The organism is Pseudoduganella sp. RAF53_2 (assembly GCF_052113985.1).
In the GTDB taxonomy this organism is placed as follows: domain Bacteria; phylum Pseudomonadota; class Gammaproteobacteria; order Burkholderiales; family Burkholderiaceae_D; genus Rugamonas.
Genome location: NZ_JBFRDW010000736.1, coordinates 1 through 2,763 on the forward strand (window position 1 = coordinate 1; position 2,763 = coordinate 2,763).

General features: G+C 49.2%; 5 protein-coding genes. All 5 read left to right on the forward strand.

Annotated elements, in window-relative coordinates:
* Window positions 1-89: 89 nt before the first annotated feature.
* On the forward strand, window positions 90-530 hold the full coding sequence (locus AB4Z11_RS28670; protein ID WP_442029223.1) for a hypothetical protein: 441 nt from the start codon (window positions 90-92) through the stop codon (window positions 528-530).
* A gap of 332 nt (window positions 531-862) precedes the next feature.
* On the forward strand, window positions 863-1,165 hold the full coding sequence (locus AB4Z11_RS28675) for a hypothetical protein (RefSeq protein ID WP_442029224.1): 303 nt from the start codon (window positions 863-865) through the stop codon (window positions 1,163-1,165).
* A 33-nt stretch (window positions 1,166-1,198) separates the two neighbouring features.
* The gene (locus AB4Z11_RS28680; RefSeq protein WP_442029225.1) at window positions 1,199-1,606 is read left to right on the forward strand and encodes a DUF7674 family protein; all 408 of its coding nucleotides are present in this window, start codon (window positions 1,199-1,201) and stop codon (window positions 1,604-1,606) included.
* Window positions 1,607-1,694: 88 nt separating this feature from the next.
* Window positions 1,695-2,279: a hypothetical protein gene (locus AB4Z11_RS28685; protein ID WP_442029226.1), complete on the forward strand. Its 585-nt coding sequence runs from the start codon at window positions 1,695-1,697 to the stop codon at window positions 2,277-2,279.
* A gap of 174 nt (window positions 2,280-2,453) precedes the next feature.
* A partial coding sequence (locus AB4Z11_RS28690; RefSeq protein ID WP_442029227.1) for a hypothetical protein occupies window positions 2,454-2,763 on the forward strand: 310 nt, incomplete at its 3' end.

Sequence of the window (2,763 nt, forward strand, 5' to 3'; positions counted from 1 at the left end):
CCTTGCATGAGTCCGATGGAATCGCCCCAATCGGTCGGAAACGGACCTGATCTGAATTAATACTGACATCCAAGCGTGTCCAGAGGCAAATGAAAACCCTGCTCTATCTGTTTGCCATGCTGACGTTCGTCGGCTGTTCCCGAGACGTACCTGCTCGCTGGAGTTCTTTGACGTATCCCAAGGAGCACCTTTCAGTCGTCGAAAGCGCAACGAATGAGCATGGGATTTATATTGAGTACCAAGGATTGACGCGGATGCAGCTCTTGCAGCGAGTCGAAGCCGGATTGAAAGGCGTCGGCTACGTCAAGGTTGGAGAAGCATTCGATGGAACGGTCTTCGGGTATTCCAAGGGCGAAGATAGACTTGCAGTCAAAGTGGACCAGTTTGGCGAGAAGTTGTTCCTGGCCGTGTTCGATGAACAAGGAAAGGAGCCGCTGCTACACGGCGTCGTTTTCGGCAAATACCAGGTTGGGGAGTCCGTCTCTGGCGAGAGGGCTAAAGAACAGTTGCGGAAGGAACTCGAGAAGTAGCCCGACTTCCAATCTTCAATCGCAGTATCGAGATGCAGCCGCCATGTCAGCGACCGGAGAATCGAACATGAGATTTGCCAATACGGGGCGTGTCGCTGAGGAATGGACACGGAGTCACAGTCTGTATGATGAATAAATAAGTGCTGTATCCTGCCAATACCGGCCCCGCTTGATTTACTCGATTATTATCGATTCAGGGAATTTTAGACTAACGCATGAATGGCATCGGAATTAGGCGATTTCTCTGGCTAACATGTCTGATTGTTTGCGTCGTTGTCTTTTGCTTTTCGCTTTCCCTTGAAAGTCTGTTTGACGGCGCCAGGGGAAATTCAATGCGGGGCTTTGACTTTTTAGTTATGGGTTGGATCGGGATTTTTTATGGAATGCCGGCATGGTATGCTAATCCATTGCTGCTGTGGTCCCTGCTTTTGTCGTGGAAATACCCATTTGAGTCAATGGCCTGTGAGCTTGTTGGGCTTTTGATTGGTGCCACCGCATTGCCCGTCCACCAAATGGTGCTTGATGAGAGCGGAAGTCCTGTACCARTTCGATTGGAGCTGGGTTACTACCTCTGGCTGTGCTGCTTTATTTTGGCATTTGTCGCGTCATACATACGTGACTCAGAAGGAACCTAACGGCAAGGAACCCGGCAAAGAAATGAGACTTAAATGCCACTGAGTTCAGAAGAACGCGATGCTAATAGTCGGCTTGTTGATAAGCTTAAATCGCAGTTTCCGGCAGAGGCTGAAATAACCGACCATTGGCTATTAGAGAGAGGCTGGGACCCGAATGAAGAACTTGTAGCTCTTAATTGGGTAGAGGCATTTGCTGATCGAACTACTGAAGCAATTCGACTTAGAGATAGCGAAGCGGTAATCGCGCAGACGAACTTCATGGCTTTAGCTTATCGAGCTGAGAGAGAGGTATTACGCACAATTGTCGATGTCTCATATGCAGAGAACCTCATGTGGGATGCAAGTCCCGAAGAAAAGGTGTGGGCTTGGGAGTTTATTGCTTTGGAAATTCGGTTGCTTTACGCCGAGACGTGGGGCAGTCCAACGCAAGATACCAACTGATTCTAACGTTGTCGCGACTAAACCCGTCAGGAAACGGCCAAATGCGGTCGTTGGATTTACTTATCTCGTGGATGCCCTAGGTGAAAATTTGAAGTATTTCGTCATTTTATTGACATTCTTGTCGTTTCAAGTGCGAGCAGACGAACCGATTTTTTGGTCCAACACCGAATCAGAACTGACGTCAACAGTCCCTGCTCCGGCCGGATTGGTCCAGTTCATTCTCGCGAGTGAAGACGCAGATAGCAGACATCAATTTCGCGGATGTATGCAAGAGAGTGACTTAAAGAACGGTCAAGAAGGGGCCCTGTTCTCTGTTGCAGAAATCAATGCGGTCAGCAACACAGAGAAGGTCTTCTTCGTGCGACCGGCCTTAAAGCCATATTGCTTTGCGTTTTACGGCGCACATCTATTCCGCTATTGGTTCGTAGCTTCGTCTCAACTTGCAAAGAAACACAAGTACAAAATTCTTTTCAAAGGCGGAGGCGACGGTATCGGCGTCCTTCCGACTAGAACAAACGGCGTTGCCGATCTTGTCGCATATGGTCACACCTCAGTATCACAGTTCTGGACAACTCTGGCGTTCGATGGGCACGAATTCAAGGAGAAAGGCTGCGCGAGAAAAGACTTCCAGGAAGACGGCACTCTTAAGAGCCTGCCGTGTTACGAAAATTAGTGCGCTCGTCGAAAAACTAAGACGATGGAGTTGCTAATACCACTATCGCGGGCCCCGGACCCGACGTAAGAGTTCGTAATTTTTGCAGATCAGAAAGCTGTTATCCTAAGTGCAGTCGGCTGCGTTCGGCCAACAGCGGGCGGACATCTCTGTGCTTTCAAACTAAAGGCGAATGTGAGAATTCTCTTGATGCTAGTTCTATGGCTTGCTTTGTTCGAAGCTTCGGCCGGAACAAAAGACTTCCAAGCCGCTTCGTTGGAGAAGTACCCTGGAGCGAATGAGGACTTAAAGCTCAAGCTTGAGTGCTTGAGAATGAAGGTTTATCCAGACGATATAGAAGTCTGCGGCCTTTCCGGATTTGGGAGCGCAGCTTATCAAAGTAGGATAGAAGGGTGCCTGCACATGAAGCGTGGCAATACAGTCGCGCTTTCAAACGCCAAGCTGATGCTGGTCGTGCAGTGCTCGAGAATGAGGGTCGCTGTAG

Coding starts and splice junctions, on each gene's coding strand:
- AB4Z11_RS28670 (WP_442029223.1), top strand. CDS start 90: ATGAAAACCCTGCTCTATCTGTTTGCCATGCTGACGTTCGTCGGCTGT.
- AB4Z11_RS28680 (WP_442029225.1), top strand. CDS start 1,199: ATGCCACTGAGTTCAGAAGAACGCGATGCTAATAGTCGGCTTGTTGAT.